Annotated in this window: 21 protein-coding genes and 1 pseudogene; 15 read left to right on the top strand and 7 right to left on the bottom strand. The window is 70.3% G+C overall.

All coding sequences use genetic code 11. The annotated features are described in order from the left end of the window. Positions 1 to 150: 150 nt before the first annotated feature. From groES to ABH923_RS06645, 4 genes are all read left to right on the top strand, one after another. Positions 151 to 447: a co-chaperone GroES gene (gene groES, locus ABH923_RS06660; RefSeq protein ID WP_055894868.1), complete on the top strand. Its 297-nt coding sequence runs from the start codon at positions 151 to 153 to the stop codon at positions 445 to 447. A gap of 111 nt (positions 448 to 558) precedes the next feature. Beyond that, a complete protein-coding gene (rarD, locus tag ABH923_RS06655) occupies positions 559 to 1,494 on the top strand; it encodes an EamA family transporter RarD (RefSeq protein WP_370054567.1) in 936 nt (311 codons plus the stop codon). 86 nt (positions 1,495 to 1,580) lie between these two features. Then, entirely contained in the window at positions 1,581 to 3,083 is a 1,503-nt protein-coding gene (guaB, locus tag ABH923_RS06650; protein WP_370054566.1) for an IMP dehydrogenase, read from the top strand. 341 nt (positions 3,084 to 3,424) lie between these two features. Next, positions 3,425 to 5,113: an ABC-F family ATP-binding cassette domain-containing protein gene (locus ABH923_RS06645; RefSeq protein ID WP_370054565.1), complete on the top strand. Its 1,689-nt coding sequence runs from the start codon at positions 3,425 to 3,427 to the stop codon at positions 5,111 to 5,113. A gap of 97 nt (positions 5,114 to 5,210) precedes the next feature. Here the strand turns inward: ABH923_RS06645 and ABH923_RS06640 are convergent, their stop codons facing one another. Beyond that, a complete protein-coding gene (locus ABH923_RS06640; RefSeq protein ID WP_370054564.1) occupies positions 5,211 to 6,353 on the bottom strand; it encodes a MalY/PatB family protein in 1,143 nt (380 codons plus the stop codon). 45 nt (positions 6,354 to 6,398) lie between these two features. On the opposite strand from ABH923_RS06640, the pseudogene ABH923_RS06635 reads away from it, so the two are divergent. Beyond that, positions 6,399 to 7,518, top strand: a pseudogene (locus ABH923_RS06635) (GuaB3 family IMP dehydrogenase-related protein). Between the two features lie 34 nt (positions 7,519 to 7,552). Further along, a complete protein-coding gene (locus ABH923_RS06630; RefSeq protein ID WP_370054563.1) occupies positions 7,553 to 9,436 on the top strand; it encodes a glycerol-3-phosphate dehydrogenase/oxidase in 1,884 nt (627 codons plus the stop codon). A gap of 10 nt (positions 9,437 to 9,446) precedes the next feature. Here ABH923_RS06630 and ABH923_RS06625 read toward each other — a convergent pair whose 3' ends face one another. Together ABH923_RS06625 and ABH923_RS06620 are read right to left on the bottom strand one after the other, a co-directional pair. Then, positions 9,447 to 9,701, bottom strand: a complete 255-nt coding sequence (locus ABH923_RS06625) for a type II toxin-antitoxin system RelE/ParE family toxin (RefSeq protein ID WP_370054562.1) — start codon at positions 9,699 to 9,701, stop codon at positions 9,447 to 9,449. Beyond that, positions 9,698 to 9,958, bottom strand: a complete 261-nt coding sequence (locus tag ABH923_RS06620) for a type II toxin-antitoxin system Phd/YefM family antitoxin (RefSeq protein ID WP_370054561.1) — start codon at positions 9,956 to 9,958, stop codon at positions 9,698 to 9,700. Before ABH923_RS06620 ends, ABH923_RS06625 begins: the two co-directional genes overlap by 4 nt. Positions 9,959 to 10,107: 149 nt before the next feature. Between ABH923_RS06620 and ABH923_RS06615 the strand changes: the two genes are divergently transcribed. The 5 genes from ABH923_RS06615 (at position 10,108) to guaA (ending at position 14,925) form a co-directional block, all read left to right on the top strand. Beyond that, positions 10,108 to 10,602 carry a cation:proton antiporter regulatory subunit gene (locus tag ABH923_RS06615; protein ID WP_370054560.1) on the top strand — a complete coding sequence of 165 codons (495 nt, stop codon included), beginning with the start codon at positions 10,108 to 10,110 and terminating at the stop codon, positions 10,600 to 10,602. A gap of 3 nt (positions 10,603 to 10,605) precedes the next feature. Next, the gene (locus ABH923_RS06610) at positions 10,606 to 11,970 is read left to right on the top strand and encodes a cation:proton antiporter (protein ID WP_370054559.1); all 1,365 of its coding nucleotides are present in this window, start codon (positions 10,606 to 10,608) and stop codon (positions 11,968 to 11,970) included. 69 nt (positions 11,971 to 12,039) lie between these two features. After that, positions 12,040 to 12,846 carry an SURF1 family cytochrome oxidase biogenesis protein gene (locus tag ABH923_RS06605; protein WP_370054558.1) on the top strand — a complete coding sequence of 269 codons (807 nt, stop codon included), beginning with the start codon at positions 12,040 to 12,042 and terminating at the stop codon, positions 12,844 to 12,846. Positions 12,847 to 12,851: 5 nt separating this feature from the next. Beyond that, positions 12,852 to 13,301 (top strand): DUF3817 domain-containing protein, encoded by a 450-nt coding sequence (locus ABH923_RS06600; RefSeq protein WP_370054557.1) that lies wholly within the window; start codon positions 12,852 to 12,854, stop codon positions 13,299 to 13,301. A gap of 10 nt (positions 13,302 to 13,311) precedes the next feature. Next, positions 13,312 to 14,925: a glutamine-hydrolyzing GMP synthase gene (gene guaA / locus ABH923_RS06595; RefSeq protein WP_370054556.1), complete on the top strand. Its 1,614-nt coding sequence runs from the start codon at positions 13,312 to 13,314 to the stop codon at positions 14,923 to 14,925. 66 nt (positions 14,926 to 14,991) lie between these two features. Here the strand turns inward: guaA and ABH923_RS06590 are convergent, their stop codons facing one another. Continuing rightward, positions 14,992 to 15,786, bottom strand: a complete 795-nt coding sequence (locus ABH923_RS06590) for a Bax inhibitor-1/YccA family protein (RefSeq protein WP_370054555.1) — start codon at positions 15,784 to 15,786, stop codon at positions 14,992 to 14,994. Between the two features lie 27 nt (positions 15,787 to 15,813). Next, positions 15,814 to 16,425, bottom strand: a complete 612-nt coding sequence (locus ABH923_RS06585) for a hypothetical protein (protein ID WP_370054554.1) — start codon at positions 16,423 to 16,425, stop codon at positions 15,814 to 15,816. Between the two features lie 64 nt (positions 16,426 to 16,489). On the opposite strand from ABH923_RS06585, the gene ABH923_RS06580 reads away from it, so the two are divergent. The 3 genes from ABH923_RS06580 (at position 16,490) to ABH923_RS06570 (ending at position 21,195) form a co-directional block, all read left to right on the top strand. Next, positions 16,490 to 17,557: a glycerophosphodiester phosphodiesterase family protein gene (locus ABH923_RS06580; RefSeq protein ID WP_370054553.1), complete on the top strand. Its 1,068-nt coding sequence runs from the start codon at positions 16,490 to 16,492 to the stop codon at positions 17,555 to 17,557. A gap of 69 nt (positions 17,558 to 17,626) precedes the next feature. Beyond that, on the top strand, positions 17,627 to 20,146 hold the full coding sequence (locus ABH923_RS06575) for an ATP-dependent helicase (protein ID WP_370054552.1): 2,520 nt from the start codon (positions 17,627 to 17,629) through the stop codon (positions 20,144 to 20,146). Continuing rightward, the gene (locus ABH923_RS06570) at positions 20,143 to 21,195 is read left to right on the top strand and encodes an FUSC family protein (RefSeq protein WP_370054551.1); all 1,053 of its coding nucleotides are present in this window, start codon (positions 20,143 to 20,145) and stop codon (positions 21,193 to 21,195) included. The genes ABH923_RS06575 and ABH923_RS06570 overlap by 4 nt, the downstream gene beginning before the upstream one ends. Here ABH923_RS06570 and ABH923_RS06565 read toward each other — a convergent pair. Both ABH923_RS06565 and ABH923_RS06560 read right to left on the bottom strand, forming a co-directional pair. Then, a complete protein-coding gene (locus ABH923_RS06565) occupies positions 21,192 to 22,031 on the bottom strand; it encodes an oxygenase MpaB family protein (RefSeq protein ID WP_370054550.1) in 840 nt (279 codons plus the stop codon). The genes ABH923_RS06570 and ABH923_RS06565 overlap by 4 nt on opposite strands. Beyond that, positions 22,028 to 23,527 carry a hypothetical protein gene (locus ABH923_RS06560; protein ID WP_370054549.1) on the bottom strand — a complete coding sequence of 500 codons (1,500 nt, stop codon included), beginning with the start codon at positions 23,525 to 23,527 and terminating at the stop codon, positions 22,028 to 22,030. Before ABH923_RS06560 ends, ABH923_RS06565 begins: the two co-directional genes overlap by 4 nt. Positions 23,528 to 23,761: 234 nt before the next feature. Between ABH923_RS06560 and sucC the strand changes: the two genes are divergently transcribed. After that, positions 23,762 to 24,925: an ADP-forming succinate--CoA ligase subunit beta gene (gene sucC / locus ABH923_RS06555; protein WP_370054548.1), complete on the top strand. Its 1,164-nt coding sequence runs from the start codon at positions 23,762 to 23,764 to the stop codon at positions 24,923 to 24,925. Positions 24,926 to 24,938: the final 13 nt, after the last annotated feature.

The following is a 24,938-nucleotide window of genomic DNA, read 5'->3' as shown; positions in this document are numbered from 1 at the left end:
TGCACCACGGTACCTTCTGGCACTCACGTTGCGGGACTGCTAACGCACCCCCTAGACTCGTGTTAGCACTCTCCGTGCGAGTTTGCTAACGCAAGCCGCGCAACGTATTGAGTTCGCAAAGACTGAGTTCACCAAAGAAAGAGGTCAACCGTGTCGGTCTCCATCAAGCCGCTCGAAGATCGCATCGTCATCAAGCAGGTCGAGGCTGAGCAGACCACTGCCTCCGGTCTGGTCATCCCCGACACCGCCAAGGAGAAGCCCCAGGAGGGCGAGGTCGTGGCCGTCGGACCGGGCCGCATCGACGACAACGGCAACCGCGTCCCGCTCGACGTCGCCGTCGGCGACAAGGTGATCTACTCCAAGTACGGGGGCACCGAGGTCAAGTTCGGCGGCGAGGACTACCTGGTCCTCTCGGCTCGCGACGTCCTCGCGGTCGTCGTCCGCTGACGCACCTCCTTTCGGCCGAGGCCCGGGCGCTGCTGCGCCCGGGCCTTCGTCGTCCCTCCGCGGGTGCTACGGCGCTGATCCGTGTCCCCGGTTCGGAGTAGTGTCGTGGGAGTGCCGCAGCCCCTCTCCGAACACCGCAGGTCCGGCCTGACCTACGCGATCTCCGCCTACGTCCTGTGGGGCATCCTCCCCATCTACTTCCTGGCTCTCGCGCCGGCCAGCGCCTGGGAGATCGTCGCCTGGCGGGTGCTCTTCTCGCTGGTGTTCTGCGCGATCGCGCTCACCGTCACGCGGACGTGGCGCACGTTCGGCGCCCTCCTGAAGGACCGCAGGGTCCTGTTCACGATGGGCCTCGCCGGAGCACTCATCTACGTCAACTGGCAGACGTACGTGCTGGCCACGGTCAGCGGTCACGTCGTAGAGGCCGCGCTCGGCTACTTCATCAACCCGATCGTGACCGTGTTCCTCGGCGTGATCGTCCAGCGCGAGCGGCTCCGCGTCGCCCAGTGGGTGGCGGTCGGCGTCAGCGTGATCGCCGTCGTCGTGCTCGCGATCGGCTACGGGCAGGTCCCGTGGATCGCGCTCATCCTGGCGTTCTCGTTCGGCTTCTACGGCCTCATCAAGAAGCGCGTCGGCGGCCGGGTCGACGCGGTCTCCGGGCTGACACTGGAGACGATGTGGCTGACGCCCGTCGCGATCGTGCAGCTCGTGGTCGTGAGCCTCACGGTCGGCCTGACGATCGGGAGCGACGGTCCGTGGCACACGGTGCTGCTCGTCGGCGCGGGCGTGATCACGGCCGTGCCGCTGCTGTTCTTCGCCGCGGCCTCCCGACGCCTGCCGCTGGTGTACATGGGATTCATCCAGTACTTCGCGCCGTTCATCCAGTTCATCGTCGGCGTCGCAGTGCTGAACGAGGCGATGCCGCCCGAGCGCTGGATCGGCTTCGCGATCGTCTGGCTGGCCCTCGCGATCCTCAGCGTGGACATGATCGTGGCGGCCCGCCAGGGGAAGAAGCAGGCCGAGCTGGATCTCGCGACGGTGGAGTGAGTTCGGCGCTCTGCTGCGGAATAACCGCCCAGCTTGTGCCGTTACGATGAATCATCCACAACTCGCGCGACCTTGATAGGGGTGAAATGGACCAGGCGGATCCGTTCGGATTCATCGGTTTGACCTACGACGACGTCATGCTCCTTCCCGGGCACACCGACGTCATCCCGAGCGAGGCGGACACCTCGACTCGCCTGACCAAGCGGATCAGCATGGCGACCCCGCTCCTCTCCAGCGCCATGGACACCGTGACCGAGTCGCGCATGGCCGTCGCCATGGCCCGGCACGGCGGCATCGGCATCATCCACCGCAACCTGTCCATCGAGGATCAGGCCACCAACGTCGACAAGGTGAAGCGGTCCGAGTCGGGCATGATCACCAACCCGGTGACCACCACCCCGGACGCCACCGTCGAGGAGGTCGACCTGCTCTGCGGGCAGTTCCGCGTCTCCGGCCTCCCGGTCGTAGAGGGCGACGGCAAGCTGGTCGGCATCATCACCAACCGCGACATGCGCTTCGTCTCCCCGTTCGAGCGGTCCACCACCCTCGTGCGCGACGTGATGACCCGCATGCCGCTCATCACCGCGCCGGTCGGAATCGACCCGGACTCCGCGGTCGCCATCTTCGCCGAGCACAAGATCGAGAAGCTCCCCCTCGTGGACGCCGACGGCCGGCTGCGCGGGCTCATCACCGTCAAGGACTTCGACAAGAGCGAGAAGTACCCGTTCGCCACCAAGGACGACGAAGGCCGCCTCCGCGTGGGCGCCGCGATCGGCTTCTTCGGCGACGCGTGGGACCGCGCGATGACCCTGGTCGACGCGGGCGTGGACGTCATCGTCGTGGACACCGCCAACGGCGACTCCGCCGGCGTGCTCGACATCATCCACCGTCTCAAGCACGAGCCGCGCGCCTCGCACGTCGACATCATCGGCGGCAACGTCGCGACCCGCTCCGGCGCACAGGCGCTCATCGACGCGGGAGCGGACGCCATCAAGGTCGGCGTCGGCCCGGGCTCCATCTGCACCACCCGCGTCGTCGCCGGTGTCGGTGTGCCGCAGGTGACCGCGGTCTACGAGGCCTCGCTGGCCGCGCGGGCGGCGGACATCCCGCTCATCGCCGACGGTGGCCTCCAGTACTCGGGCGACATCGCCAAGGCACTGGTCGCGGGCGCGGAGAGCGTCATGCTCGGCTCGCTGCTGGCCGGCACGGCCGAGTCGCCCGGCGACCTCGTGTTCGTCAATGGCAAGCAGTTCAAGAACTACCGCGGCATGGGGTCGCTGGGCGCCCTCCAGACCCGCGGCAAGAAGACCTCGTACTCGCGCGACCGCTACTTCCAGGCCGACGTCCCGAGCGACGAGCAGCTCATCGCCGAGGGCATCGAGGGCCAGGTGCCGTACCGCGGACCGCTGTCCGCGGTGGCGTACCAGCTCGTCGGCGGCCTCCGCCAGTCGATGTTCTACGTCGGTGCCCGCACCATCCCCGAGCTCAAGGAGCGCGGCCGGTTCGTCCGGATCACCGCCGCCGGCCTGAAGGAGTCGCACCCGCACGACATCCAGATGGTCGTGGAGGCGCCGAACTACCGTCGCTGACCCCCTCCGCCCGCTACCGCCAACGGAGGAGATCCTGCCCACCCGGGCCCGGATCTCCTCCGTTGTCTGCTTTCCGGGGGTGCCCGGACCGAACTCTCCTCCGTTGCCGACGCCGGTCGCGAACGGAGGACATCCGGTCGTGGGAGGGCGTGAATGTCGGGTAACGGAGGAGCTCCGGCCGTGGTGGGCTTGGTTCTCCTCCGTTGGCTGCGTTTCGGGGGGTGGGGGATGGGGATGTCCTCCGTTGTTGTCGGGGCCTGGGGCCAGGTCGGGGCTGGGCCTGGGCGATGGGATCGTCTAGGCTGGAAGGCTTTGTCCACGGGGAAGACAGGATTCCGGTCATGGGTCACATCGACGTCTCGGGCGTCTCGTACGCTCTCGCCGACGGGAGGCCGCTCCTGGACGACGTGTCGTTCCGGGTCGGGGACGGCAGTGTTTCGGCTCTGATCGGCGCGAACGGCGCCGGCAAGTCGACGCTGCTGCGGATCATCCGCGGCGAGCTGCGGCCGGACAGCGGCGGCGTCGTGATCGACGGCGGTCTCGGCGTGATGGACCAGTTCGTCGGTCACGTCCGCGACGACCGGACGGTCCGCGACCTCCTCGTGCTCGTCGCGCCCCGGGCCGTCCGCCGGGCGTCGGAGGCGCTCGCCGCGGCCGAGGAGGCGATCATCGAGCGCGACGAGACGGACACCCAGCTCCGCTACGCGACGGCATTGACCGACTACGCCGATGCGGGCGGCTACGACCAGGAGGTCGTCTGGGACCACTGCACGGTCACTGCCCTCGGCGTCCCGTTCGAGCGCGCCCAGAACCGCAGCGTGCGAAGCCTCTCCGGCGGCGAGCAGAAGCGGCTCGTGCTGGAGGCGCTGCTGCGCGGCCCGGAGCAGGTGCTGCTGCTGGACGAGCCGGACAACTACCTCGACGTCCCCGCCAAGCGCTGGCTGGAGGAGCAGCTCCGCTCGACGCCGAAGACCGTGCTCCTGGTCTCCCACGACCGCGAGCTGCTGGCCCGCGCCGCCGACCGGATCGTCACCCTCGAGCTCGGCGGCGCCGGCAACACCACCTGGACGCACGGCGGAGGCTTCGGCGGCTACCACGCCGCCCGCGAGGAGCGGATGGCACGGCTGGAGGAGCTCCGCCGGCGCTGGGACGAGGAGCACGCCAAGCTGAAGGCCCTCGTGCTGCGGTTCAAGGAGAAGGCGAAGTACAACAGCGACCTCGCCTCCGCGTACCAGGCTGCGCAGACCCGGCTGGCCAAATTCGAGCAGGCCGGGCCGCCGCAGGAGCGTCCGCGCGAGCAGAACGTGCGAATGCGTCTCACGGGCGCGCGGACCGGCCGCCGGGTGATCGAGTGCCACGGGCTGGAGCTGACCGGCCTGATGCGCCCGTTCGACCTGGAGGTCTGGTTCGGTGAGCGCATCGCGGTCCTCGGCTCGAACGGGTCGGGCAAGTCGCACTTCCTGCGCCTCCTCGCCGCAGGCGGTACCGACCCGGACCCGTCGGCGGGGCACCTCGCGTCCGCTGAGGTCGCGGGAGCCGCGGTCCCGCATTCGGGCGTCGCGAAACTCGGCGCGCGCGTCGCCCCCGGCCTGTTCGCTCAGGCGCACGAGCACCCCGAACTGGTCGGGAGGACCCTCCTCGACATCCTGCACCGCGGCGACGACCGCCGCACGGGCATGCCCCGGGAGGCCGCCAGCCGCGTCCTGGATCGGTACGGCCTGGCGGCCTCGGCCGAGCAGACCTTCGAGTCGCTGTCCGGCGGCCAGCAGGCGCGCCTCCAGATCCTGCTGCTGGAGCTGTCGGGCGATACCCTCCTGCTGCTCGACGAGCCGACGGACAACCTGGACCTGGTCTCGGCCGAGGCCCTGGAGGACGGCCTCGCCGACTACGAGGGAACGGTCGTGGCGGTCACGCACGACCGCTGGTTCGCGCGCGGCTTCGACCGGTACCTCGTCTTCGGGGCGGACGGGAACGTGTACGAAGCGGATGAGCCGGTCTGGGACGAGAAGCGGGTCGAACGGGTGCGGTGAGGGGGACTCCCTCCGGCGAGGGGCACGTTGTTGTCACTTTTCGCGTCCGTAAGTGACAACAACGTGCCCTTCGGCGGGAGGTGGAGGGGGGCGGGGGCTAGCGGAGGCGGGCGATGCGGTGCACCGCCTCGGTGAGCACTTCCGGCGAGCACGCGATGTTCACGCGCGCGAACCCGGCCCCCTCGCGCCCGAAGTCCAGCCCACGCACCACGGCTACCCGCGCCTCCTCCAGGATGCGCGCGGCGGGCTCGTCGCCCCAGCCGAGCCCTCGGAAGTCGACCCAGGCGAGGTAGCTCGCGTGCGGTTCACGGTACACAGCCTCCGGGAGGTGCGTAGCCAGCAGCCGCCCCAGAAGCGCGCGGTTCGCCTCGATCGACTCCAGCGTGCCCGCGAGCCACTCCCTGCTGTCGTCGAACGCCGCCTCCGTCGCGATCCGGCCGAGCAGGCTCGTGCGGACCTCCACCTCCACCGGGAGGGCGTGGAGCTGCGACGCTCGGGCCGGCGACGCCGCGACCATCAGCGCGCACTTCACCCCGGCGAGGTTCCAGGCTTTGCTCGCCGAGTGCGCTGCGACACCGACGCGGCGGGCGTCGTCCGACACCGACAGGAACGGGGTGAAGCTCTCGTCGGAGTGGGTCAGCGGCGCGTGGATCTCGTCGCTCACCACGGCCACGTCGTACCGCGCCGCCAGCGCGGCCACGGCCTCCAGGACAGGCCGCGGGTGGACGAGGCCGAGCGGGTTGTGCGGGTGGCAGAGCAGGAACGCGCGGGCGCCGCCGGCGAAGGCGCGCTCCAGGCCGTCCAGGTCGAGGGACCAGGTCGTGCCGTCGTCCAGGAGCGGCACCTCCTCGACGACACCGCCCGCCTCGGGGATGAACTCGTAGAACGGCGGGTAGACCGGCGGGGTGATGACCACCCGGTCGCCCGGTGCGATCAGCATGCGCAGCGCCTCCACGATGACCACGCTGACATCCGTCGTCGTCAGCACGGAGCCCGGGTCTACCTCCCAGCCCCAGGTGTCCCGCGCGTACCGGGCGAAGGCGCTCTTGGCGTGGTCGTCCTCGCCGATGTAGCCGGTGTCGCCGCGGTCGATCGCGGCATGCAGGGCGGCGGCGATCGGCGGGGCCAGCGGGTAGTCCGTCTCGGCCACGAACAGGGGGAGCACGTCGTCCGGATACAGACTCCACTTCTCGCTCGTGCGCTGGCGGAGGCGGGCGAGGGGCTCGGCGTCGACGGTCACCCTGCCTACTCTGCCAGTGCCGCGCCATAGACTGAACCCGTGAGTATGGAGATTGAGATCGGGCGGGCCAAGCGTGCCCGCCGCGTGTACGCCTTCGACGACGTCGCGGTGGTGCCCAGCCGGCGCACGCGCGACCCCGAGGACGTCTCGGTCGCCTGGACCATCGACGCGTACCAGTTCTCCACTCCGTTCATCGCCGCTCCGATGGACTCGGTGGTCTCGCCGACCACTGCGATCATGATCGGCCAGCTCGGCGGTCTCGGCGTCCTCGACCTGGAGGGCGTCTGGACCCGGTACGAGGACCCGGAGCCGCTGCTCGCCGAGATCCGCGAGCTGCCCGCCGACAAGGCGACCCGCCGGATGCAGGAGATCTACTCGGAGCCGATCAAGCCCGAGCTGGTGACCCGCCGGCTCGCCGAGATCCGGGAGGGGCGGCGTCACCGTCGCCGGCGCGCTCTCGCCGCAGCGCACCCAGGAGCTCTACCAGACCGTCGTGGAGGCCGGGGTCGACCTGTTCGTCATCCGCGGCACCACGGTCTCGGCCGAGCACGTCTCGAAGAACGTCGAGCCCCTCAACCTGAAGAAGTTCATCTACGAGCTGGACGTCCCGGTCATCGTCGGCGGCGCCGCGACCTACACGGCGGCCCTGCACCTGATGCGCACGGGTGCGGCCGGCGTGCTCGTCGGCTTCGGCGGGGGCGCGGCCTCCACCACCCGCTCCACCCTCGGCATCCACGCCCCGATGGCCACGGCGGTCGCGGACGTCGCCGGCGCGCGACGCGACTACATGGACGAGTCGGGCGGCCGGTACGTGCACGTCATCGCCGACGGCGGCCTCGGCAGCTCCGGCGACATCGTGAAGGCCATCGCGTGCGGCGCCGACGCGGTCATGCTCGGCACCACGCTCGCCCGCGCGACGGATGCGCCCGGCGGCGGCTGGCACTGGGGTGCGGAGGCGCACCACCCGCAGCTTCCCCGCGGCAACCGGGTCGCAGTCGGCCAGGTCGCGCCGCTCGAGGAGATCCTGTACGGCCCGGCGCCGGTCGCCGAGGGAACTGCGAATCTCGTGGGGGCCTTGCGCAGGAGCATGGCAACGACGGGATACTCGGACTTGAAGGAGTTCCAGCGCGTCGAGGTGGTCGTCGCGCCGTATCAGACGCACTAGGTCCTGGCCGAAGGCGGCCGGGGAGGAGGAAACGATGGCGACGTCATCCCCGTCCGGCACTACCGCGCAGTCGACAGCGGTGGGCTACCCCTCACGCCTCGGCCCCGCCGAGCGCGCCGCCGCGATCGAGGCGCTGAAGAACAGCGAGCTCGACATCCTCGTGGTCGGCGGCGGCATCGTCGGCGTGGGCAGCGCGGTCGACGCGGTCACCCGCGGGCTGAGCGTCGGCCTGGTGGAGGCCCGCGACTTCGCGTCCGGCACCTCCAGCCGGTCGTCCAAGCTGGTCCACGGCGGCATCCGCTACCTGGAGCAGCTCGACTTCGGGCTCGTGCGGGAGGCGCTCATCGAGCGCGGCCTCCTGCTGCAGCGCATCGCCCCGCACCTGGTCAAGCCCGTACGCTTCCTCTACCCGCTGCACAAGCGCGTGTACGAGCGGTTCTACATCGGCGCCGGCATGATGTTGTACGACATCTTCTCCTACAGCGGCCTGCGCCCGCCGGGGGTGCCGCACCACCGTCACCTCAGCAAGCGGCAGGTGCTCAAGGCCATCCCGAGCATGGCGCCGAACGCGCTGGTCGGCGGGATCACCTACTACGACGCGCAGGTCGACGACGCCCGGTATACGGCGACGCTCGCGCGGACCGCCGCGCACTACGGCGCCCATGTCGCCCCGCGCGTCCGCGTGGAGGGCTTCCTCAAGGTCGGCGAGCGCGTCGTCGGCGTGCAGGCGGTCGACCAGGAGACCGGTGAGCGGTTCGAGATCCGCGCCAAGCAGGTCGTCAACGCGACCGGCGTGTGGACGGACGACACCCAGTCGATGGTGGGGGAGCGCGGCCAGTTCAAGGTGCGCGCGTCGAAGGGCATCCACCTCGTGGTGCCGCGCGACCGCTTCCAGTCGAAGATGGGCCTCATCCTGCGCACCGAGAAGAGCGTGCTCTTCGTCATCCCGTGGGGACGGCACTGGCTGATCGGCACGACCGACACCGACTGGCACCTCGACAAGGCGCACCCGGCGGCGACGGCGGCCGACATCGACTATCTGCTCGCCCACGTCAACCAGGTGCTCAACGTCCCGCTGACCCGGGAGGACGTGGAGGGCGTCTACGCCGGCCTGCGTCCGCTGCTCGCGGGCGAGTCGGAGGAGACCTCCAAGCTGTCCCGCGAGCACCTCGTCGCCCACTCGGTGCCCGGTCTGGTCGTGATCGCCGGCGGCAAGTGGACGACGTACCGGGTGATGGCGAAGGATGCGATCGACGCCGCGGTGTCGGCGCTCGACGGCAAGATCCCGGCCAGCACGACGATGGAGATCCCGCTGGTCGGCGCGGAGGGCTACCAGGCCGCGTGGAACCGGCGCGGCCGCATCGCGAGCGAGTCCGGCCTCCACCCGGCGCGCGTCGAGCACCTGCTCAACCGCTACGGGACGATGACGGAGGACATCCTGGCCCTCGTCCGCGACGACCCGTCGCTGGCCCAGCCGCTGCCCGGCGCCGACGACTACATCGGCGCGGAGGTCGTCTACGCGGCCAGCCACGAGGGCGCCCTCCACCTGGAGGACGTGCTCGCGCGCCGCACCCGCATCTCGATCGAGGCCTGGGACCGCGGCGTCTCCGCGGCTCCCGTCGCTGCGTCGCTGATGGCCGGGGTGCTCGGCTGGGACTCCGGCCGCGAGGAGCGCGAGGTGCAGACCTACCTGAAGCGGGTCGCGGCCGAGCGCGCCAGCCAGCAGCAGCCGGACGACGAGTCGGCCGACCGGGTGCGTCTGGAGGCGCCGGACATCGTGGACGTGGACGCCGCGGCGGCGAAGGCCGGCGCGGTCACGCGCACGGCGAGGGCGGCGTCGGGGAAGACGCCGGCGGCGAAGGCCGCGGCGAGAGCGGCCGCGGGGGAGGCTGCCGACGCACCTCCGAAGGAGGAGTGAGTCACTCGGGTCAGCGGTAGATCTCGCGCCGGTGGCCGGCATCCACCACGACGACTGTGAGGATGCCGTCCTCGATGCGGTAGAGCACGCGATAATCGCCCGAACGCACGCGCCACTCAACGCGACCGACGAGTTTCTTCGATGCGGGTGGACGGGGATCGTCGCCCAGAAGCTCGATGACCGCCTGAACCCGGCGTTTGCCTTCGGGCGGGAGTTTCTTGATGGATCGGATCGCGGCGGGGAGGAGCTGTACTGCGTAGGTCACGCGAGTCCGAGTTCGCGCTTGACGTCCTCCCACGGGACGGGCGTCTCACGTAGCCGTTCCGTCTCCTCCCAGGCTGCGTCGACGGCCCGGATGTCGGCGAGCTCCTCGGCGTCCTCCAGGAGGTGCTTGAGCTGGTCGGCGTCGACGATCGCGGCCACCGCGCGCTCACGGCGCGTGAGATAGACCGGTTCGGCGTGCGATTCATCGATGAGCGACGACAGCCGGGCGCGGGCCTCGGAGATGGCGATCTGGTTCATGAGGCTGACGATATCACTCAGTTTGTACATTCTGGTGCAATACGTGCATTTTGTACGACTGTCCACCTCGCTCCGGTAGGCTGTAACCCAGTGCCCGCGACGGATGGAGACGGAAAATGGTTGACGTTCGACGGGTCAAACTGCCCGGCGTGGGAGTGTTGCACACCTTCGTCACGGACGACGGGGGCAAGGTCGGCGTCATCGCCCACCGCTCCGGGCACAGCGACCTGATCACGTTCTCCGATCACGAGGACGGCGCCGACGTGACCAAGGTCTCGCTGCGCCTCAACGATGACGAGGCGCACACGCTCGCCGAGCTCCTCGGCGGCACGCAGATCACCGAGTCGCTGACCGCGCTCGACCAGATCCCCGGGCTCAGCATCGACTGGTTCTCCGTCGACTACGAGGACTACATCGCCGGCCAGCAGCTCGGAGCGCCCGCCGACCGCGGCTTCGTCGGGCTCACCGTCGTCGCCGTCGTGCGCGGGGACTCCGCGAATCCGGCGCCGGCGCCCGACTTCAAGGTCTTCCCTGGCGACACGCTCGTCGTCGCCGGGACCCCGGAGAAGGTCGCCAAGGCGTTCGCGTTCTTCCGCACCGGTCAGACCGCACGGGCCACGTCCGACGCTCCGCCGGGAGGCTGATCCATGCATCTCGGAGAAGACCTCATCATCCTCGGCATCCTGCTGCTCGTCGCGTACGTGCTCGGCCGCCTCGGCAAACTGGTGGGGCTCCCCGCGATCCCCATCTACATGCTCGTCGGCCTGCTCGCGAGCCCGCACACCGGCTGGTTCCCGCTCGACTTCGAGAGCAACTACATCGAGCTCATCGCGGTCTTCGGGCTCATCCTGCTGCTGTTCAACCTGGGGCTGGAGTTCGACCAGGACGAGTTCTTCGGCAACTTCGGCAAGCTGGTCGTCTCCGGCGGCTCCTACATCCTGATCAATATGGGCGTCGGCCTGGCGTTCGGCTTCTGGGTCGGCTGGGGAACCAGGGAGGCCCTCATCATCGCCGGGATGACGGCCACGTCGTCGTCGGCGATCGTGACCAAGCTGCTCATCGAGCTGCGCCGCCTCCCCAACACCGAGACGCCGATGATCCTCGGCGTGACGGTGGTGGAGGACATCTTCATCGCGATCTACCTCGCGATCGTGTCCGTGGTGCTGAGCGGGGAGACCCAGCTCTGGCCGGTGGTCGGCAAGCTCACCGTCGCGTTCCTGTTCCTGGTCGTGATGTTCACGCTGGCCAGGTTCGGCGGGAGGTACGTCTCGCGGCTGTTCCGCACGAAGGACGACGAGCTCTTCACCATCCTGTTCTTCGGGCTCGCGGTGCTGTTCGCCGGGATCGGCGAGATCCTCGGTGTCACCGACGCGATCGGCGCGTTCCTGATCGGGCTCGTGCTCGGCGCGACGAAGTACCGCAACAAGATCGAGCACATCGCGATACCGCTGCGCGACGTGTTCGCGGCGTTCTTCTTCCTCAACTTCGGGCTCGAGCTCGATCCGGCGAAGTTCCCCGCCGTGCTCGGCCCTGTGCTCATCGCGGTGGCCATGACGCTCGTGCTCAACATCCTCGCGGGGCAGTTCGTCGCGTGGCTGAACGGCTTCGGACCGCAGGCGGGCATCAACACCGCGGTCATCCTGCAGAACCGCGGGGAGTTCGCGCTCATCCTGGCGACGCTGTCGCTCAGCGCGGGGCTGGACGCGCGCATCGTGCCGTTCGCCGGCCTCTACGTGCTGATCATGGCCGTCCTGGGGCCGATCCTCGCAGCGAACTCCGAGAAGATCGGTGGGATGATTCTCCGGTCCGGATCGTCCAAGCGGCGCGACCGGCGGAAGAAGCGCGATCCCATGCTCGACGAGGAGATCGCACTCGTCGAGGCGGCCACCGCCGACCTCGACTCCGACACGCGCCGCGACGACGGGCGCGGCGACACGCGCCAGGCTGTGGACCGGATCGTCGAGCAGGCCATGCAGCAGCAGGACACGACCGTCGAACGAAAGCGGGACTGACCCATCGACACCACCCCCGGCAGCCCCGCCGGCGCGCAGGCGCCGCAGGGCGGCACCACCATGCTGCAGATGATGCTGCGTCCCCGCTGGATCGGCGCCCTGCTGTTCGCGCTCGCGCTCGCCGCCGGGTTCGCCGCGCTCGGCCAGTGGCAGCTCGAACGCGCCATCGAGTCCGGCAAGGCGGTCGTGGCTCCGACCGAGACGGTGCTCCCGCTCGCGCAGGTCGCGAAGCCGAACGGGCCGATGACGGACAAGTCGGTCGGGCAGCTCGTGGAGTTCACCGGCACGTTCGTGGCCGGCGACGACCAGCTCCTGTACGACCGGATCAACTTCGGCAGGTCCGGCTGGTGGGTCGTCTCCCATGTGGACGTGGACGCCGGCGACGGCCACCGGATCGCGCTCGCCGTGGCCCGCGGCTGGGCGCCGGACGAGGCGACCGCGAAGTCGGTCATGGCACGGCTTGCCGAGCAGCCGGAGGAGCCGCAGAAGATCGTCGGCCGCATCCTCCCCGACGAGCAGCCGCAGGTACCGGGCGACAAGAAGAACCCGACCGCGATGACGACCCTCGGCGTCGGCCAGCTCTACAACCTGTGGACCGGCGTGGACGGCATGGACGTCTACAACGCCTACGTGGTGGACCGCACGCCGCCCGCCGGACTGGACAAGATCGACTCGCCGCCGCCCATCCAGCAGACCGAGCTGAACTGGCTCAACATCTTCTACGCGGCCGAGTGGATCATCTTCGCCGGGTTCGCGATCTTCCTCTGGTACCGGCTCGTCCGCGACGCCAAGGAGCGGGAGGACGAGGAGCGCGAACTCGCGGCCGAGGCGGCAGCCGCCGACGGCGCGAGGGCCCACGCCGGGAACGTAGAATAAATCCCATGCCCCTCGCTCCCAAACTCGAAGACTTCCCGAAGATCCGCGGGGCGCTGAAGTTCTACCAGGTGTTCGCCTACGTCACCGGCATCATGCTCCTGCTGCTCTGCGTGGAGATGCTCGTGAAGTACGGCTTCGGCTTCCAGCTCTTCGCGTTCAGCAACTACGGCACGCTCACGTTCGTCCCCGTCAAGACCGCGGTCGCCCCGACCGGCGTCGACCTCAGCACCGGCATCCTGATCGCCCACGGCTGGCTGTACGTCGTGTACCTGTTCTCCGACTTCCGGCTCTGGAGCTTCATGCGCTGGCCGTTCTCGAAGTTCATCACCATCGCCCTCGGCGGCGTCATCCCCTTCCTGTCCTTCTTCGTGGAAGCCAGGATCACCAAGCAGGTCAAGAGCTATCTGGCCGGCCGCGAGGCCGAGGCAGCGACGTACGTGGAGGCCGCAAATTAGCACCGACGCAGTGTTCTCGGACATCCTCGGCGGGGCCGACTCGGCCGCGCCGGCCGGCCCGGTCCTGGTGGTCGACTTCGGCGCGCAGTACGCGCAGCTGATCGCCCGGCGGGTGCGCGAGGCGAACGTCTACTCCGAGATCGTGCCGCACACCGTGACGGCGGCGGAGGTCGCGGCCAAGCGCCCGGCCGGCATCGTCCTCTCCGGCGGACCCTCCAGTGTCTACGAGGAGGGCGCGCCCCGCCTCGACGAGGCGATCTTCGAGCTCGGCGTGCCCGTGCTCGGCATCTGCTACGGCTTCCAGGTGATGGCCACCGCCCTCGGCGGCGAGGTCGCCAAGACCGGCCGCCGCGAGTACGGCTCGACCGCCGTGCGCGTCTCGGGCGCCGCGACGGAGGGCGCAGGCAGCCTCCTCGACGGCCAGCCCGCCGAGCAGACCGCGTGGATGAGCCACGGCGACTCGGTCTCCCGGGCGCCGGAGGGCTTCGAAGTGCTGGCCTCCACCGACGACACCCCCGTCGCCGCGTTCGCGAACGAGGAGCGCCGCCTGTACGGCGTGCAGTGGCACCCGGAGGTCAAGCACTCGCAGTACGGCCAGGCCGTGCTGGAGAACTTCCTGCACCGCGCCGCCGGCATCCCCGCCGACTGGAACAGCGGCAACGTCATCGCCGACCAGGTCGCCGCGATCCGCGCCCAGGTGGGCACCGGCCGTGTGCTGTGCGCGCTGTCCGGCGGCGTCGACTCGGCCGTCGCGGCCGCGCTCGTCCACAAGGCCGTCGGCGACCAGCTCGTCTGCGTGTTCGTGGACCACGGTCTGCTCCGCAAGGACGAGGCGCGCCAGGTCGAGGAGGACTACGTCGCCGCCACCGGCGTGCGGCTGGTCACGGTGAACGCACAGGAGCAGTTCCTGTCCGCGCTCGCCGGCGTCTCCGACCCCGAGACCAAGCGCAAGATCATCGGCCGCGAGTTCATCCGCGTGTTCGAGAAGGCCCAGTCCGACCTGATCGCGGAGGCCGCGAACGACGGCGACCCGATCCGCTTCCTGGTGCAGGGCACGCTCTACCCGGACGTGGTGGAGTCGGGCGGCGGCACCGGCACGGCCAACATCAAGAGCCACCACAACGTCGGCGGCCTCCCGGAGGACCTCCAGTTCGAGCTCGTCGAGCCGCTGCGCACCCTGTTCAAGGACGAGGTGCGTGCGATCGGCCGCGAGCTGGGGCTGCCGGAGGTCATCGTCGGCCGCCAGCCGTTCCCCGGCCCGGGCCTCGGCATCCGCATCGTCGGCGAGGTGACGCAGGAGCGTCTCGACCTGCTCCGCGACGCGGACGCGATCGTGCGTGCGGAGCTGACCGCCGCCGGCCTGGACGCCGAGATCTGGCAGTGCCCGGTCGTGCTGCTCGCAGACGTCCGCTCGGTCGGCGTGATGGGCGACGGCCGCACCTACGGTCACCCGATCGTGCTGCGCCCGGTCTCCAGCGAGGACGCGATGACCGCCGACTGGACGCGCCTGCCGTACGACCTGCTGGCCACCATCTCCAACCGCATCACCAACGAGGTGGACGGTGTCAACCGGGTCGTGCTCGACGTCACGTCGAAGCCGCCGGGGACCATCGAGTGGGAGTGACGCTCCCGTAGACGTGAGAAGGGCCGGGATGCTGCGACAGCGTCCCGGCCCTTCTGCGTGCGGTGGCTAGTTGCGCGCGATCGCGAAGATGCGGAGAAGCTCCAGGTACAGCCAGACGACGGTGACCATGATGCCGAATGCTCCGACCCAGCCGAACGCGCGCGGCGCACGGTTCTTGACGCCCTGCTGGATCATGTCGAAGTCGAGCACGAGCGAGTACGCGCACATGATGACGACGAGCACGCCGATGACGAGTCCGAGTGGGATGCCGAAGATGTGGACCGAGCCACGAAGACCCCACGGATCGCTCACCGCGCCGGTCAGGATCAGGACGAAGTTCACCGCAGAGAAGACCAGGTAGCCGATCAGCGCGGCGAAGAAGACCTTGGTCGCGCGACGTGAGGCCCGGATCTTGCCCGTCGCGAAGAGCGCGAGAGTCACACCGACCACGACGATGGTCGCGAGGACGGCTTGGATGACCACCCCACCGGCCAACGCCTCGTACATCTTCGAGAGGCCGCCGACGAAGAGTCCTTCAGCCGCGGCATAGGCCAGCGTGAGGCCGGCGGACGGCCGGTTCTTGCTGATTCGGAAGACGTTGACGAACCCGAGGACCAGACCGGCGATCAAGCCGACGACCCACAGTCCGGGGACCCACCAGCCGACCACTGCCCCCACCAGGAGGACGCCGAAGCCGACCGCGGTCTTGCGGATGGTGTCGTCCACCGTCATGCGGTCGGTCTCGGCCGACCCGGCGGACGGAGCGTTGAAAAGCTCTTCCAGTTTCTGCGCGCTCGCCGCGTCCGTCGCGCCGTTCTGGAAGGCCGGGCTCTGGGAGAAGGCCGGATTGGAGGTTGCCATGGGTTCCTCGCTACTGTCGGGGACCGCTTACGGTCTCGGTGCGTCCAACCTACCTGGTTGGTTTCTGAGAGTTCTGACAGATTGCCATGAATCGAGTGCGACCGCTCCGGCGCGGGCCAGCCACGCCGAGCCCACGACGATGACGCTCATGACCAGAATGGTGATCCAGCCCTGGCCGTACGTCGTCACGAACAGCGGGAGCACCAGGCTGGCGGCGATCGGCAGCAGCAGCACGGCGAAGGTCGGGAGCGGCCGCAGCCGCACGAGCAGCCACGCCGCCAGCACGATGGCGTAGCACCAGGCGAAGCCGGAGCCGCCGAGCATGAGCCAGCTGAAGCCGAGCACGGGGACGACCACGGCCACCCTCCGGCCGATCGTCGAGGGCATCACCGCCCAGCCCGCCGGCTGCAGGATCGAGCCGGCCAGCAGGAACGGCAGGCTGTAGGCGGTCGTCACCAGGACGCAGGCCGTACCGACGACGATCATCGCGAGCCCGGCGATCAACCGGCCGCGGTAGCCGCCCCAGTGCAGATCGAGCGAGCGCGTCGGCTCGCGCCAGGCGCCGGACGCTCCCGAGGTCTCGCGGAGGGGCGCCGGCGCGGTCGGGGTCGGGGTGGGGAGGCCGTCGGGGTCGGGCACACTCCGATTGTGTCACCCGCAGGTGCGCACCGGAACGGCTTCGACGCCCGGCTAGTATCGCCACATGCGCGCCCGCTCGAGACCGTCCGTCATCGGTCACCGCGGCGCGCCCGGATACCGGCCGGAGCACACGAGGGCGTCGTACGAGCTGGCGTTCGCGCTCGGGGCGGACTCGGTCGAGCCCGACCTGGTCGCCACCAAGGACGGCGTGCTGGTCGTCCGGCACGAGAACGAGATCTCCGGCACGACGAACGTGGCCGAGCATCCCGAGTTCGCCTCCCGCCGCACGACCAAGGAGGTCGACGGGATGCCGTTGACGGGCTGGTTCACCGAGGACTTCACCTGGGCCGAGCTCGCCACCCTGCGCGCGCGGGAGCGCGTCCCGCAGCTTCGCCAGGCGAGCTCGACCTTCGACGACCGTTACCCGATCCTGCGGCTGGCGGACGTTCTGGAGGTCGTGGACGCGGCCTCCGACGCCGCGGGTCGGGCGCTCGGACTGGTGGCGGAGCTGAAGCACGCCACCTACTTCGAGGCGGCCGGTCTGCCGCTGCACGAGTTGTTCCTGTCCGAGCTCGCCGCAGCGGGCTGGTCCGACCATCCCGGGCTCGTCGCCGAGAGCTTCGAGAAGACGGTGCTGGGGCGCCTCCACGACGGCGGCTTCCGCGGGAAGCGCGTCTATCTGCTCGAAGCGGAGGGCGCGCCGGCCGACCGCGTCGCGTCGCTCGGGGCCGCAGCTCCCGGCTACGCCTCCGACCTCACCCTGCGTGGGCTCTACGCCCTCGGCTCGGCGGCGTCCCCTGCGGAGCGGGTGGACGGGATCAGCGTGGACGTCTCGCAGATCCTGCACTCGGGCTCGGTGGCGGTGGGCCTGTTCGGCGAGGACGAGGGCGGCGTCGACATCGGCGCAGTCACGTCCGACCTGGTCGACCTCGCGCACTCGGCGGGGCTGTTCGTCTACTGCTGGACCCTCCGGCCGGAGAACGGGATGCTGCCGGCGGACTTCCGCAGGTCCGGCCGCGACGACGAGTGGGGGGACTGGCGGCGGCTCTTCGCGATCCTGCTGCACTCGGGTGTGGACGGGGTGTTCGCCGACCATCCCGATCTTGCCGTGGCGGTGCGCGACGGGCGCTGACCGCGTCCTGTCGCCCGACTGCGCTGCCCGGCCGCGATGACGGTGGCGGCGGCTAAAATGTCTGGAGACATGACGAGCCTTCCCGACGCCCCCTCCTCCACTTCCGCGGTGCCCTCCTCCGTGCCGATCATCCTCGACGGCTGGGAGGGCGACGTGCGCCCCGGCGACGGCGCGGGTCAGGGGCGCGACGGGGCCGGCGGCGGTCGTCGCGGGCCGAACGAGCGCCTGTTCGCGGGGCTCAACCCGCAGCAGCGCGAGGCGGCCGAGTACCGCGGGCCCGCGCTGCTCATCGTCGCGGGCGCCGGCTCGGGCAAGACCAGCGTGCTGACCCGCCGCATCGCCGGACTCATCGAGAGCCGCGAGGCCTGGCCCAGCGAGATCCTCGCCATCACGTTCACCAACAAGGCGGCGAACGAGATGCGCGAGCGCGTCGAGCAGCTCCTCGGCGGCCGGGCGCAAGGCATGTGGATCTCGACGTTCCACTCGGCGTGCGTCCGCATCCTGCGCCGCGAGGCCGAGACCATCGGCAAGACGCAGAGCTTCACGATCTACGACTCGGGCGACACCCGCGCGCTGCTCAAGCGAATCATCAAGGAGCTGGACGCCGACACGCTCGGCTTCACCGTGGCGGGGACCTCCGGGCGCATCTCCAAGCTCAAGAACGAGCTGACCGACATCGAGACCTACGCGCGTTCAGCCAACCTGAGCGACCCGCAGGAGGTGATGTTCCTCGAGATCTTCCGGCAGTACACCCGGGCGCTCCGCCGGGCCAACGCTTTCGACTTCGACGACCTCATCGCCGAGACGGTGTTCCTCTTCCGCGCCTTCCCGAAGGTTGCGGCGCTGTACCAGACCCGGTTCCGGCACATCCTCGTCGATGAGTACCAGGACACCAACCACGCGCAGTACTCGCTCATCCGCGAGCTGACCATGCCGGTCTCTCCCGACATCGCGGAGGAGATGGAGCAGCACGGCCGTAACGTCAGCAAGCTGCGCGACGTGGTCGGCGCCATCCCGGGGGCCTCGCTGACCGTGGTCGGCGACTCGGACCAGTCGATCTACGCGTTCCGCGGCGCGGACATCCGCAACATCGTGGAGTTCGAGCGCGACTTCACCGGCGCCAAGGTGGTGCTGCTGGAGCAGAACTACCGGTCGACGCAGAACATCCTGAGCGCGGCCAATGCCGTGATCGCCAACAACTTCGACCGCAAGGACAAGAAGCTGTGGACGGCGGTCGGGGACGGCGACAAGATCGTCGGCTACACCGGCTACTCGGGTCACGACGAGGCGCAGTTCGTCGCCGATGAGATCGAGAAGCTGCACGCCGCGGGCATGGACTACAAGGACATGGCGGTCTTCTACCGCACGAACGCCCAGACGCGTGCGCTGGAGGAGATCTTCATCCGGTCGGCGCTGCCCTACAAAGTGATGGGCGGCACCAAGTTCTACGAGCGCGCCGAGATCAAGGACTCGATGGCGTACCTGATCACGGTCGCCAATCCGGACGACACCCTGGCGCTCCGCCGCATCCTGAACACGCCCAAGCGCGGCATCGGTCCCGCGACCGAGACGCAGCTCGCGAGCTATGCAGAGGACAACGGCTTCACGTTCCGCGACGCCATGCGCGACGCCGGGTCGCTGGGCCTCGGGCCGAAGGTGACCGGCGCCATCCTGCAGCTCTCGGGGCTGCTGGACGAGGCCGCGGCGAAGATCGACCCGGCCAATCCGGCCGGCGCCGCGTCGGTCGCGGACGTGCTCACTTTCCTGCTCGACGGCAGCGGCTACCTCGAGGTGCTCCGCAAGAGCCGCGACCCGCAGGACGAGGCGCGCGCCGAGAACGTGGACGAGCTCGTCGCGGTGACCCGCGAGTTCGCGCGCAACAACCCGGACGGCACGCTGGTCGACTTCCTCACGGAGGTGTCGCTGGTCGCGGCGGCGGACGAGATCGACGACTCCAGCGGCTCCGTGTCGCTGATGACGCTCCACACGGCCAAGGGGCTGGAGTACGACGCGGTGTTCTTGACGGGCATCGAGGAGGACCTCCTCCCGCACCGGATGTCGGCCAACGAGCCGGGCGGCCCTGCCGAGGAGCGGCGGCTGTTCTACGTGGGGATCACGCGCGCCAAGAAGCGGCTGTTCCTCTCGCTCGCCATGACCCGTGCGCAGTTCGGCGAGACCGCCGTCGCGATGCCGAGCCGCTACCTGCAGGAGATCCCGGCGGACCTGATCGACTGGCGGCAGTCGCCGGGCGCCGCCAACGGCCGCGGCGGATCGCAGTCGCGCGCGCTGAACGCCCGCCGGCCCGGGATCGGCGGCACGGCGGGACGCTGGAACGAGAGCTACCCGGTCGGCGGCAGCTCGCCGGCCGAGCGCCCGAAGGCGGAGTGGCCGAACCGGGTGACCGGCAAGGTCCGCGACAACGGCGACCTGGAGCTCGCGCCGGGCGACCGCATCCGGCACGCGGACTTCGGCGACGGCCGGGTGACCAACGTCACCGGCGAGGGCGCCAAGCGCGTCGCGCACGTCCAGTTCGAGAAGGTGGGCGCGAAGAAGCTCCTCATCAAGATCGCACCGATCGACAAGCTGTGAGGCTGCGGCCGAGGCAGCAACTCGCCTCCCTGAGCGTCGAGGTCGGCTTCCGCGCGGCCGCCGCGGTCGCGGTGCCGCTGCTGGTCCTGCTCGCTGTCGGACGCCTCGACCTCGCCGCCTACGCCACATTCGGAGCGTTCACCGCGCTGTACGGACGCAACGAGCCCTACCGGCTCCGCCTCCGCAGCGTCTCGGTGGCGGCGGTCGCGCTCCTGACGAGCATCGCGCTCGGCGTCCTGGTCGCGGTGCTGGGCGAACCGCTGTGGCTCGCGGCGGTGCTGCTGGTGGCCGTGGTGGTGATCGGGACGTTCTTCGCGACCGCCTTCCAGCTCCTGCCCGCGCAGCCGCTGTTCTTCGTGTTCGCGCTGCTGGTGTGCGCGGCGATCCCGACGCCAGCAGCAGAGGCCTGGGGACGGATCGGCCTCGCAGCCGCCGTCGCGGCGTTTGCGTGGCTGCTCACGATGTCGGGCTGGCTGCTGCGCCGGGCGGCCGGCGACCGGGCGGCGCGGACGGGTGCCGTGCTCTTGAAGAAGCTGCACCGCCGCCCCGGCATCGACACGAGCGTCCTGCGTGACCGCCGCGTCTGGCTGACTGCGGCGCAGAACGGCGTCGGCGTCCTCATCGCGGGAGGCCTCGCCATCGCTTTCGGGCTGGGCCACGCGTATTGGGCGGTGGTGAGCCTGGTCGCCGTCATCCCTCCCGCGCGCGCCGCGCACTCGATCTCCCGTTCGCTTCACCGGATCCTCGGCACCATCGGTGGCGTCGTCGTGGCGGCGCTGGTCCTGGTGTGGTCGCCCCCGGCCCTCGTGGTGATCGCGGTGATCGTGGTCTGCCAGTTCTTCGCGGAGATGCTGGTCGGCCGCCACTACGGCTACGCCCTGCTCTTCATCACCCCGATGGCGCTCGCGGTGTCGCACCTCGCCTCTCCGGCGCCGCTCGGCATGCTGGTCCTCGACCGCGTGCTCGAGACCGTCCTGGGTGCGTCGATCGGGATCGGCCTGGTGCTGCTGGCCCGCTGGATCGAGCGGTCCCGGGGGCTCGCCCGCTAGCCGCGCTCCTCCCTCAGCGACCGCCGCAGCCGGGCCAGGTACAGGTCGCGCGGCCGCTGCCGCAGTCGCAGCGGGAGCCGCGGGTAGACCGCCTCCGCCACCCGCATCCTGCGCTCGAAGCCGCGCTCGATCGCGGGTGTCCACGGCAGCCTGAACTGGTCCCGCACGCTCGGCGGCAGCAGCCCGGCGGTGACGATCCGGGCGTCCGGCAGGGTCGCGCGGAGCCAGAGGGGCACCCGCCGCGGATGGAGGATCTGCCCGGCGACCGCGCGGGTGCCCTCCGTCACGCGGAGCCGGCCGACCATGTCGTGCCAGTAGTCCTGGAAGTCGGACTCGGTGGCGGGCCAGTCCTCGGGGCGGACCTGGAGACCGGCTCCGGAGCCGACCGCCTCGCGGTACAGCTTCTCCCGCGCGGCGGGGCTCAGCGGACCGAAGACACGCTCGCCGAGGTCGACCATTGTGGCGTAGAGGGTCGCCGCCACCCAGAGCTGCAGCTCCGGGTCGAAGGCGCTGTACGCCGGCTCCGCGCCGGTCGCCGCGCCGCGCACCGGCGCGTGCGCCCGGTTGACCCGCCGGCGGACCACGTCGAACTCTGCCGGCGTCGCGAAGGTCGCGGCGTAGACGAAGGTCATCGTGGCGTGGAACCGATCCAGCATCCGGTTGGCGAAGTCGCTGTGCTCCACCACACCGCGCCCCACAGCCGGGTGCGCGATCTGCAGCAGCAGGGCCCTGCCGCCACCGGCGAGGCAGAGCGCCTCGCCGGTGAGCTGCAGGTACGTGAGCTGCTCGGTCGCCCCGGATCGCGACGAGCCACGGACGGCGCCTGTGCTGGTCATGCGTCCATCCTGCAACGGGAGGCTGTGCTCCTGCGACGAAGCCGCCGGCCGAGTGCGGCGGTCAGCGCCGCGCCGCCGGCCACCCCGAGGCCGACCGCCGCCGGCCATCCCTCCGCCGCCCAGGAGCCGCCGGTGTCCGCCAGCGTGGCCGGCGCCATCGGGGCAGGCGCGGGCTCGTCGGGCGCCGGGACCACGGGAGTCGACGCCACGGTGATCTCCGTGGCGACGCCGAACGCCGCCCGCCAGGGACGCATCCGCTCCCCGCCGTCTCCCGCGGACAGCCGCGCTGGATCGATCCGCTCGACCCAGACATAGTGCCCCGCGGCGGGAATGGCGCACTCGGGGGTGTCGTACTCGCCCGTGCCGTCCACCCTCGTCTCCACCGTGCAGACCACGGGCGCGCCGTCGGGAACGTCGGGCGATTCCGTCAGCGGGGCCGGGAACGGGCCGTACAGCGTGCTCTCGACGACAGCCTCCACCGGCTCGAAGCCGTCGTCCACCGCGCGCACGCCCCAGGACGGCAGGAGCCCGTCGGCGGTGTCGACCGACACGGTGAGCCGGTCGTGGACGAACGCGCCGGGCAGCGCCTCCGGAGCGCTCGTCACCGTCGAGACGATCGGCTGGAACGGCAGCGGGGACGGACCCGTCGTGGATGCCGCAGCGCGCGCCTCCGCCGTCGCGGGCACCGCGACGAGCACGGCCTGCGCGTCTCCGTGCGGGGCGGCGACCAGCAGCCGGTCGCCGTACGGCAGCCGGTCGAGGGAGGCCGCAGCGCTCACGGTCACGCTCGCCCCGTCGCCGGACGGCATGATCGCCAGGTCCGTCCCGGTCGGAACGTCGGCGTCGGAGGCGCCGTCCGCGAAGGCCGCGCCGTCGAGCGACACCCGTGCCCGGTGTGCGCCAGGAGCCAGGAGCTCCGCCCCGGAGGGCCGCACGACGGAGAGCTCGACGCGGACCCGGCCCGGCCCGGTCTCCGCGAGCTCGAGCACGGTGTCCGCCCGCACGGAGGACGAGCCGAGGCGCGCGGCCTCGTCCACCATCTCGTTCGCCCGGGCGAGGACGCGGCCGGCGTCCGACCCGGCGCGGGCGGCGAGCTCCTCGGGTGTGTGACCGCCGAGGCCAGCGACCAGCCAGGTCGCGATCTGCCCGGCGGCGGCAGTCAGCCGGTCGTCAGTGCCCGCCCAGGTGCGGGAGATGTATGCGAGGGAGGCCGACTGCTCGGGCGTGTACCAGCCGAGCGCCGCCGCGTCCGCGTAGTCGTAGCCGTTGCCGGTGGGGCTCGGCTTGCCGGCGTTCAGGCAGAAGCCCTGGGCACCGTCGTCGAGGCGGTAGGTTCCGAGCCACCAGCCGTCGTGGGAGAGGTAACCGGGGCCGTGGCCGGCTCCGGTCAGCGCACGGGCGTCGGGGGACGCGGCGAGCGCGTGCAGCATGCCGAGGAAGACGGCGAGGCCGGCGAGGACGAAGACGGTCACGAGGTTCGATATGCGATGTGTCATGCCCTCAACGGTCCCGGCGACGGACCGCCGGCGGGCGTCTCGGAGCGAATCCGTGGAGAGATCGTCCTGCGCATCGCCCTGTGGAGGAGAAACCGATTCGGGCTGTTCAGTCGGACACGCTAAAGTTCTCACTGGCGAATTTATCTCGGCGTCGAGCTATTCTCCCGCCGGACCGCCCAGGAGATAACCGCCGGAGCGCCACGAGCGCGCCGGACATCAGCGGATTGGATAACCGTGGATCTATTCGAGTACCAGGCCAGAGACCTGTTTGAGAAGTACGGCGTCCCGGTCCTTCCGGGAATCGTCGCAGACACTCCGGAGGAGGTCCGTGCGGCCGCGGAGAAGCTGGGCGGCGTGACCGTCGTCAAGGCGCAGGTCAAGGTCGGAGGCCGTGGCAAGGCGGGCGGCGTGAAGGTCGCCAAGACGCCGGACGAGGCCGAAGAGGCCGCCAAGGCCATCCTGGGCCTGGACATCAAGGGCCACGTGGTCCGCCGGGTGATGGTCGCCGGCGGCGCTCGCATCGCCCGCGAGTTCTACTTCTCGGTGCTCCTCGACCGGGCCAACCGCTCCTACCTGTCGCTGACCAGCGTCGAGGGCGGCATGGAGATCGAGCAGCTCGCGGTCGAGAAGCCCGAGGCGCTCGCCCGCATCGAGGTCGACCCGCGCGGCGGCCTCGACTCCGCCAAGGCCGTCGAGATCGCCAAGGCGGCCGGCTTCCCGGACGAGCTGATCGAGAAGGTCGCCGACGTCTTCGTGAAGCTGTACGCCGTCTACACGGGTGAGGACGCGACGCTCGTCGAGGTCAACCCGCTCGTCCTCACCGAGGAGGGCGACATCATCGCCCTCGACGGCAAGGTCACCCTCGACGAGAACGCCGGGTTCCGTCACCCCGAGCACGAGGCGCTCGAGGACGCGGACGCCGCGGACCCGCTCGAGGCCAAGGCCAAGAAGGCCGACCTCAACTACGTCAAGCTCGACGGTCAGGTCGGCATCATCGGCAACGGCGCAGGCCTGGTCATGTCCACGCTCGACGTCGTCTCCTACGCGGGCGAGAAGCACAAGGGCGTCAAGCCGGCGAACTTCCTCGACATCGGCGGCGGCGCGTCCGCCGAGGTCATGGCGGCCGGGCTGGACGTCATCCTCAACGACCCGCAGGTCGAGAGCGTCTTCGTCAACGTCTTCGGCGGCATCACCGCCTGCGACGCGGTCGCGAACGGCATCGTCAAGGCGCTGGAGATCCTCGGCGACGAGGCGAACAAGCCGCTCGTCGTCCGTCTCGACGGGAACAAGGTCGACGAGGGTCGCCGCATCCTCACCGAGGCGAACCACCCGCTGGTCACCCTCGCACTCACCATGGACGAAGGCGCCGACAAGGCTGCCGAGTTGGCCGCGAAGTAAGCAAGGACGAATC

Origin of the sequence: Leifsonia sp. EB41, from assembly GCF_041262565.1 — a bacterium.
GTDB lineage: Bacteria > Actinomycetota > Actinomycetes > Actinomycetales > Microbacteriaceae > Leifsonia.
The sequence above is the reverse complement of the archived record's forward strand: the minus strand, read 5'-3'. Positions and strand labels throughout refer to the sequence as shown.

Bases quoted from the DNA above. Each gene is read 5' to 3' on its own strand.
- guaB (WP_370054566.1), top strand. From the start codon at position 1,581: ATGGACCAGGCGGATCCGTTCGGATTCATCGGTTTGACCTACGACGAC.
- ABH923_RS06645 (WP_370054565.1), top strand. From the start codon at position 3,425: ATGGGTCACATCGACGTCTCGGGCGTCTCGTACGCTCTCGCCGACGGG.
- ABH923_RS06630 (WP_370054563.1), top strand. From the start codon at position 7,553: ATGGCGACGTCATCCCCGTCCGGCACTACCGCGCAGTCGACAGCGGTG.
- ABH923_RS06620 (WP_370054561.1), bottom strand. From the start codon at position 9,958: ATGAACCAGATCGCCATCTCCGAGGCCCGCGCCCGGCTGTCGTCGCTC.
- ABH923_RS06610 (WP_370054559.1), top strand. From the start codon at position 10,606: ATGCATCTCGGAGAAGACCTCATCATCCTCGGCATCCTGCTGCTCGTC.
- ABH923_RS06605 (WP_370054558.1), top strand. From the start codon at position 12,040: ATGATGCTGCGTCCCCGCTGGATCGGCGCCCTGCTGTTCGCGCTCGCG.
- ABH923_RS06600 (WP_370054557.1), top strand. From the start codon at position 12,852: ATGCCCCTCGCTCCCAAACTCGAAGACTTCCCGAAGATCCGCGGGGCG.
- ABH923_RS06590 (WP_370054555.1), bottom strand. From the start codon at position 15,786: ATGGCAACCTCCAATCCGGCCTTCTCCCAGAGCCCGGCCTTCCAGAAC.
- ABH923_RS06580 (WP_370054553.1), top strand. From the start codon at position 16,490: ATGCGCGCCCGCTCGAGACCGTCCGTCATCGGTCACCGCGGCGCGCCC.
- ABH923_RS06575 (WP_370054552.1), top strand. From the start codon at position 17,627: ATGACGAGCCTTCCCGACGCCCCCTCCTCCACTTCCGCGGTGCCCTCC.
- ABH923_RS06565 (WP_370054550.1), bottom strand. From the start codon at position 22,031: ATGACCAGCACAGGCGCCGTCCGTGGCTCGTCGCGATCCGGGGCGACC.
- ABH923_RS06560 (WP_370054549.1), bottom strand. From the start codon at position 23,527: ATGACACATCGCATATCGAACCTCGTGACCGTCTTCGTCCTCGCCGGC.